This is a genomic window from Bradyrhizobium centrolobii, assembly GCF_001641635.1.
GTDB lineage: Bacteria > Pseudomonadota > Alphaproteobacteria > Rhizobiales > Xanthobacteraceae > Bradyrhizobium > Bradyrhizobium centrolobii.
The window spans coordinates 1,181-9,041 of sequence record NZ_LUUB01000130.1; the positions used below are offsets into that span (position 1 = coordinate 1,181).

Sequence of the window (7,861 nt, forward strand, 5' to 3'; positions counted from 1 at the left end):
GGCGGCAGGAAAACGACCGGAGGCGGCGGCGGCGGCGCAAAGCTGAACTCGGGATCGGCAAATACCAGGACTGGCCGGTCGACAAAGACGATCTCATCGGGCGGCGGCGGCGGCAGGCCGTAATCGATGACCGCGAAGCTGGGCGGCGGCTCCAACGCAGCCGACAGATAAGCCAGACGCCTTCGCGCATCGAAGGAATGCGCGCCGCGCGGGTAGCGTCTCAGATATGACCAGTAGGCCTGCGGCGTGTCGGTGGTTCTGCTGCGCCGCCAGGTAATCGCCTCGCGCCGAGCCGCGACGATCGCGCGCACGCGCCTCGCCATCGGATCGTTCGGGTAAGCTGCGAGAAAGTCTTCGTAGCCCTCGAGCGTGTCTCGATCGAGCGCGGCAAGGTAGGCTTCGCGCGCGTCGAAATCCCGGATCGGCCGCTGCCGAATCGATGCGGTTTGCTCGGCGGTCACCGGAGGTGGCGGCGCGTCCGGCGCGCGTTCGAAGAGGGAAATCGGGGCTTGCAGCTTAGAGGCATGCCAAGGCACCTGCCCGCCATTGGTGATCTGGTTGACGCGCAAACGGACCCGCGCAAATGCGTCATCGATCGACAATCCGCCTTCACGCGAAATTTCCGCAAGGGCCTGCGCGTAGGCAGAGTAAGGCCCCGCTTCGTCGGGCGCGATGGTGCCGGGCGCCGCGTTGAACGCAATCAACGTGCTAGGTTCGGCATCGACCAGCGCCAGCCCACCGGTCAACGGATTTCCTGAGCTGGCGAAAGGATTGGCGCGGGCCAGGTCCAGGACGATCACCACAGTCTTCAGGTGCAGCGCCGAGAGCGGCCTGATGTAGTCCGAAAGTCTCAGAGCTTCGGCGGAAACGCTCGTGTCGTTCGCAATTCGAGCATCGACGGGAACGAAATAGTTCTCGCCCTCGAGCTGCACCCCATATCCCGACAGATAGATGTAAGCGACCGCATCTGGACCTGACGACGATGACTTATCCAGAAAATCCCTAAATGCACGTCGCAGGGATTCCTGGTCAAGATCGCGCGCGCCGGTCACGTCGAACCCAGCCGCTTGCAGCGTCTGTGCGACCAAACCGGCGTCATTGGCGGGCGTTGGCAGAGAGCCGGTTTGATAGTTGGCGTTTCCAACAACGAGAGCAATGCGACGCTCTGCGGCCCCGGCCGGAAGCGTCAGGGCCAAGATGGTCAGCAGAGCGAAAAATGCCGTCTTCATACAAACTGTCTCCCACGCCCGTTTAGTCCACGGCGCGCGCCCTGAATAGAACCTTAACAACCATGCAGATGCTAAAACTTTTGCTGTGTGCGTTGGCCTCAAGTTCGCCAACATATACTTCGCCAGTGCACACTTCGGACGTCGCGCATTGGCGGGCGGGAACCGCTGGGCTGCATTCGACGTTTCTTGTGAACGACATCCTGAGGAGATTTCGATGCCGAAGTCCGCGACGGTTGCCTCAACAGCTCTCTGCCTTTGCGCAATTTGGTCAACCTCAGCTTCTGCCATCAACGTGCCCTCTGCCGGCCAAACACTTTCAGCGGCTCCTCCCACCCCTGAAGACACCGCGTTGATCTGCCGTGAGCGGTGCGGCTACTACGGCTGTCGGCAAATTTGCGTTCATCGACCGGGCTACGGGATGTACGGGCCATACGGGCCGTACTCTTCCTACGGATGGTATGGGCCACCCAGAGAGCCCTGGCGAGGTCGTTGGTGGCATGACCATGAACACGAGCACGAACATTGGGGCCGTTACGAACACGAACGTGAATACGAAGACGAGGACTAAGCTGAAAATTGCTTTCTCGCTTCGACGGGCATGCCACTTCAAAGCGTCGCCCCTGACCCGGCGAGAACTCAACGCAGCGCGATGGTGATCGGGTCAAAAGCGCCGTATGACCGTGCGCCAATCAATTTCCAGTCTACCCCGATAAACACACATTCTGAGAGGCCATCGACACGTCCCAAAGGCGCCAGACTCTCGTCGGACGCTGGCGCCGTTTCCGCTTAGGCAGACAAAAAGCCCGCCAAGGTTAGCGGGCTCCTAATGTTAGTGTAGATGGCCCATCAGGTGCATGCCGCCACCAGTAACGAGAACAATGGGACCGCCATGTTTCCCCTTACTGCTAGGGACAGACCTTGACGGTCTTCATCCCAGCTTCCGCTTCGGCCCTAGTCTTGTAGACAGCGCCGGCCTGGCTCACAACGGTCATCGACGAGTCGGTCGGTTTCTTGTCGACGACGGTGCATTTCTTGGTCTTAACGTCCTGCACGACATAGAACTGATCGGCTGCGAAGGCGGGAGCAGCGAACGATGCAACCAAAGCCGCTGCAGCAACTAACTTAGTCTTCATTGTCATCTCCTTCAGTTCGCGTGTCCACGAGAGGATTTTCCTTGTGGGACAAAGCATCGAAACCTTAGGGGCCTTAATCTGAATGACGCGAGAACGGCGAATTTAGTTTGTGTTCATCGCAGTGCGCCAGATCATAGGCTTCGAGCCTATCCGAAATCCGAAGCCGCCAGCCTGCCGAGAGCCCGACCCAAAATAGGTGTTTGGCATTCTAGCGAGAAAGCAGCCACACGCTGGCGATCAGGATTCCAAGCCTCCCGCTCGGGATGGATGCTGCCTCGAAGTCTTTGGCGAGGCGATGGGTTGCGGCGGAAACATGCGAAGGTTCGCTTGACGAACAAGCGTCGAGGCTCTGCCGTTACTCTCGTACTTCCGGTATAGGTCTTGTGTCATGAGCATCGCCAGTCCACGCGGCGATGCGCAACTGTACGAGAGATGAAGGAGGCCCTTCGGGATCGGCAATCAGGTGCTGATCTCAAGCCACCGCAAGCTGCTGCAGTCAAAAGCCGTGGTGGTGAACGTTGCGGAAACGTCGGGACAAGATCCCGGCAGGCACGGTCGAGAGAGGCGAGCGCAAGCGAACCGCTGCAGAAGTGTCGAAAACGGATTAGGCGATGTCAGAACCGGGGGGTGACCCTTCCTCCGGGATCAGCTCGGGGGATGCCTGAGACTGCCCGAGCGACATCCGGCATGTAGGCGGCGCGAAGCTCGACCAAGCTGTCGTATGGAACGTGAGAACCTGGCCGGCGATGCCAGGGAAAAGACACAAGCGGCTACAACCGCAGGGTCGAAAGTACCGATGCGCCAGAGAGGGGGCGGACTGCCTCGTACTAGCGATTCAAGCGGGGTAATGCCCGTTAAGGGGGTAGGTCATCGCCATTGGATCGGGTCAACCAGCAATGGGAGGAACCCGATCGTCAATGGAAGGCGGCAGCCTTCATGCGATGGCACGAGCCCGTATGAATCGAGAGGTTCACGTACGGAATCTGTGAGTGGCTCGGGGTGAAATTCCCCGGGCCTACTCGGCATACTGGGACCTCGGCTGATGGAGGCAGAGGGTCAGCTTTAGCCCCTGAACCCGACACTGAGTAGAAGCTCTCCATGCTGTGCCAAGTGGGTTTTTTCATTTTTTTTCGAGCTGAGCTTTTTGCGTACGAACCTGCCGGTCGACGGGGATTAGCCTCCAGACTTTTGACCACCCCCATGGATGCTGGATTCATGTTCCAGTCCTTGCTGAGGCTCGGTCGATCGCGTCGAACTCGGTCTCACTTAAGCGCCAACCGAGTGCATCGAGATTGGCCCTGGCGTGATGAGGCTTGGTCGCGCCTGGGATGGGAATTACGTGACTGTCGCGCGCCAATAGCCAGTTCAGGGCGACCTGGCTGATGCTGGCGTCATGCACTCGGGCAATATCGGCGAGACACATCAGCAGTGGCTTTATGCCCATGCTATCCGATGGCTGCGTAAGGCGGCCGGACGCAAGGGGAAAATACGCGACCAGTGCCACATCGAGCTCACGGCAGGCTTCGAGTACGCCACTTGTTTCCGCTGCTCGTCGGAGCAGGCTGTAGTTGACCTGATTGGCGGCGAGCGGAACGCCGGCCCTTGCGAGGTGATCGGCGATGCGGCGCATCTGGTCCGCGTTGAAGTTTGCCACGCCGACCGCGCGTGCCTTACCGGACTTCACCGCTTCGACGAGGCCTTCGGCGAACACTCCCACGTCGATGAAGGGCAGCGGATAATGGACATAGTAGAGATCGATTGTCCTGAGACCCAGGCGCGCGAGCGAGCCGTCAAGCGCGCTCATCAGGCGGCGCGGAGAGCTTCGGCCCGGAAAGGGAAGGAATTTCGATGCTATCACCGCATGGGCGGGAGCGGCGCGCAAGCAGTCACCCACGACGCGCTCCGAGAAATAGATCTCAGCCGTGTCGATCATGCACGGCCCGGCATCATGAATGGTCCGGTATGTTTCCAACACGGCCCCACGATCGGCACGCCGCCACTTGCTCGTGCCGATGCCCAAGGGCAGCACATGGATGCCGGTTCGACCCAACGCGCGCGTATCATGCTCTGCGGGCATCGCTGGACCTCTCACATGGCGAAAGCGTCGTCGGCTAGTTGGTGTGATGACGCTGGCGTTTCAACGTTACGCCATAGTGACTGCGGCCGCATCATCTTCTGCGGCTACGTCCGTGTCAGGACGCCAAGGATCATGAAAATTGCGCTGGCAAGCCGGATCAGGCTCGCGGGGTCAACGATGATGCCGAGCAGACGGAGGCGGTCAGAAGAGCCAGAATTGATGTCCGCTTGTCCCCGAATAGCGGCGCAGAAGCCGACATGGCACGAGGTCGGAGAAAGGCCAATCGGCGACATCTCGACCTGCACTTCGCCGCGAGATGGGGCGCTTATCGCGCGTTGCGACCTAGCTGGTCCATCACGGCCAGCCATAGTGCTATCGTCTCTGCTGACGCAGTCCTATCGACCGCTTGGGGACGCACCGCCGTGGGTACCATCACCAGCTTGGTTGCGGGATTGACGAAGATCATTTGGCCACGGATGCCGAGCAACACGAACTGCCGCGCGGTGCCGGGCAGCAGCCAGATCTGATAGCCATAACCGTAGTACTTTGTCGCCACGCCAGGCGCGAGGTGGGCGTCACTCGAACGCACCGTCGTCGTATCCAACAACCATTGCCGTGGTATGACCTCCACCCCGTTCCATACGCCATCATATGCGAGCAGGCGTCCGAAACGGGCGTAGTCGCGCAATACGGCGTTAAAGCAGCAGAAGGTCACCTCTTGGCCGGTACTGTCGATCGCCCACGAGGCGTCGGCCTCCGTGCCGATCCGCTGCCAAATCTTCTCACTGAGATAGTCAGCGACTGGCTTGCCGGTCACAGCGCGCAGGACGAGCCCGAGGATCTCGGTCTCGGAACTGGCGTAGTGCCAACGCGTATCGGGCGGCGCGACTCGGGTGTTGAACTGCGCGACGCTGACCACGGGGGCCTTGCCGGGCCGACCGAACAGGTCACGGCCAAGGCGCGCAATATCGTCCTGCCCATCATAGACCTCCTTGAACTCGACACCAGAGGACATGTGCAACAGCGCGCGGATCGGGGTCTTACCGTACTCGGTGCCTGCGAGCCCGGTGACGTAGGTCGCGACGTCGTCGTCGATCGATTTGATGACACCGTCGGCTGTAGCGATGCTGATCAGCATCGCAGTGATGGTCTTCGCCATCGACCGGGAGAGAAAGCGATCGCGGTCCGATCGCGCGTATTGATAGTGTTCGTACAAAATAGTGTCGTCCCTGGCGAGGAGCAGTCCGGTCGTCGGCTGCCGGGCGAGATAATCCGCGATCGTGCGGCGTTCGCCGTCGAAGCTGTAGTAAATCTCGGGCTCGGCTGCGCGCTGAAGCGACCAGGATGTGGCTGCACGTGCAACGATACGCGCGGGTGTCAGCTCGTCAAAATGACTATAGGTCGCAACGAGATGCCGCATCTCTGCGCCGGTCGCCAATGTGCCAAGTGGATATCCCTCGTCAGCGCCGTAAGCGGCCGCATCATGACCAGTGTTCGACAAAACCGGTCCGGCAACGGCACGCTTGGCGGCTTCTTGCGCACTTGTGATGCCGAAGGTCGCGAGCATAACCATCGCGATGATCGAAACCCGCCCTATGTTCATCGCCGCCTCCGCGTGTTGCTCAAACAACTAGGCTGCATTAGCGCAGCTCTTCCATCAAGGGGCACGACTTCCGAAATGGGTCAAAAGCGGCGGTGGAGGTGAGCGAGGACCGATGTCCGGTCTGCTGCGGACAGCTGACATGGCAACGGCTTAAGCGTTGTTCGGCTCAGGGCCCAGGTCGTGTGAAAACTCCGCCTCTGCTATTGTTCTCCAATGAATCGGTGGGACGAGCGATGGCGGGATTCGTGGAAGGGGTTGATCGCGGTCAGAGCACGTTGTTCCCCGCGCTGCTCGACGACTACGTGACCGAGGACAATCCGGTGCGTGCGGTCGATGTGTTCGTCGACGGGCTCGATCTGGATAAGCTCGGCTTCGTTGGCGTCCAGCCATTCGAGACGGGGCGACCCGGCTACCATCCCGGCATGATGCTCAAGCTCTATATCTACGGCTACCTCAATCGCGTGCCGTCGAGCCGACGCCTGGAACGGGAATGCCAACGCAATATCGAGATGATCTGGCTGACCGGGCAGTTGGCGCCGGACTTCAAGACCATCGCGGATTTCCGCAAGGACAATGGCAAGGCCATTCGTGAGGTCTGCCGCGAGTTCGTCGCACTGTGCCGCAAGCTTGATCTGCTTGCTGCAGCGAGCGTCGCCATCGATGGATCGAAGTTCAAGGCCGTCAATGCGCGGGACAAGAACTTCACCGAGGCGAAGATGAAGCGGCGCCTGGAGCGGATCGACGAGAGCATCGCCCGGTATCTGTCGCAGCTCGAGACCGCCGATCGGCACGGCGATGCGGTGCCTGCGGCGAAGGTTGAGCGGTTGAAGGGCAAGATCGAGAAGCTCAAGGAGGAGATCGTCCGGCTCACCGCGATCAATACGGAGATGATGAAGAGCGAGGACAAGCAGATCTCGCTGACTGATCCTGACGCGCGGTCGATGGCGACAAGTGGCAAGGACACCGGGATCGTTGGCTATAACGTGCAGATTGCAGTTGATACCCAGCATCATCTCATCGTGGCTCACGAGGTGACGAACGTGGGTACCGATCGCCACCAACTCGCCAACATGGCCAGGCAGGCGCGCGACGAGATGGCTGTCGAGACGCTCGAAGCCGTGGCAGACCGCGGCTATTACGATGGAGAGGAGATCCGGGCCTGCGAGGAAGCCGACATCACAGTGACGTTGCCGAAGCCGATGACTTCGGGCGCCAAAGCTGCTGGCCGGTTCGGCAAACAGGACTTCGTCTATGTCGCCGCCGACGATGTTTATCGCTGTCCCGCCGGCGAGCGGCTAACTGATCACTATACGAACGTAGAGGATGGAAAGATACTGCGCCGCTATTGGACAGGCACCTGCAAAACCTGCGCGCTAAAAGCTCAGTGCACGACAGGCACTGAGCGCCGCATCTCACGCTGGGAGCACGAGGCCGTTCTGGAGAAAGTTCAGGATCGGCTCGACCACAACCCCAATGCAATGGGTGTCCGCCGTCAGACAGCGGAGCACCCGTTCGGCACGTTGAAGTGTTGGATGGGAGCTACGCACTTTCTCACGAAAAAGCTGCCAAAGGTGGCCACCGAGATGGCGCTCAACGTGCTCGCCTACAACATGAAGCGCGTGATGATGATCGTGGGCGTAGCCGGATTGCTGGAGGCGATGCGGGCGTGAGGCTGGCCCCTGCGCGACCAAATCGGCGCCTACATGAAGCTCCTGGCTGCCACTGAGATGACCGGGGGCGATCCCACCGAATTGGAAGCTCGGCGGCCGCGAATGCGCCGGCGCGCCCCAAGTTGCGTGATTTTCACACGGCCTGGGCC

At 60.3% G+C, this 7,861-nt stretch carries 5 protein-coding genes; 1 reads left to right on the forward strand and 4 read right to left on the reverse strand.

Translation table 11 applies throughout. The annotated features are described in order from the left end of the window. From AYJ54_RS53345 to AYJ54_RS45940, 4 genes are all read right to left on the reverse strand, one after another. Positions 1-1,229: caspase family protein (locus tag AYJ54_RS53345; RefSeq protein WP_245329341.1), on the reverse strand; the 1,229-nt coding region annotated here is incomplete at its 3' end. Positions 1,230-2,134: 905 nt separating this feature from the next. Then, entirely contained in the window at positions 2,135-2,362 is a 228-nt protein-coding gene (locus AYJ54_RS45925; protein ID WP_063709166.1) for a hypothetical protein, read from the reverse strand. A gap of 1,213 nt (positions 2,363-3,575) precedes the next feature. Next, complete coding sequence (locus AYJ54_RS45930) at positions 3,576-4,439, reverse strand: aldo/keto reductase (protein ID WP_063709162.1); 864 nt, start codon at positions 4,437-4,439, stop codon at positions 3,576-3,578. A gap of 325 nt (positions 4,440-4,764) precedes the next feature. After that, positions 4,765-6,012 carry a serine hydrolase domain-containing protein gene (locus tag AYJ54_RS45940; protein ID WP_082906145.1) on the reverse strand — a complete coding sequence of 416 codons (1,248 nt, stop codon included), beginning with the start codon at positions 6,010-6,012 and terminating at the stop codon, positions 4,765-4,767. Positions 6,013-6,275: 263 nt separating this feature from the next. Between AYJ54_RS45940 and AYJ54_RS45945 the strand changes: the two genes are divergently transcribed. Then, positions 6,276-7,712, forward strand: coding sequence for an IS1182 family transposase (locus AYJ54_RS45945; RefSeq protein WP_063696054.1), 1,437 nt, complete (start codon positions 6,276-6,278; stop codon positions 7,710-7,712). Positions 7,713-7,861 lie beyond the last annotated feature (149 nt).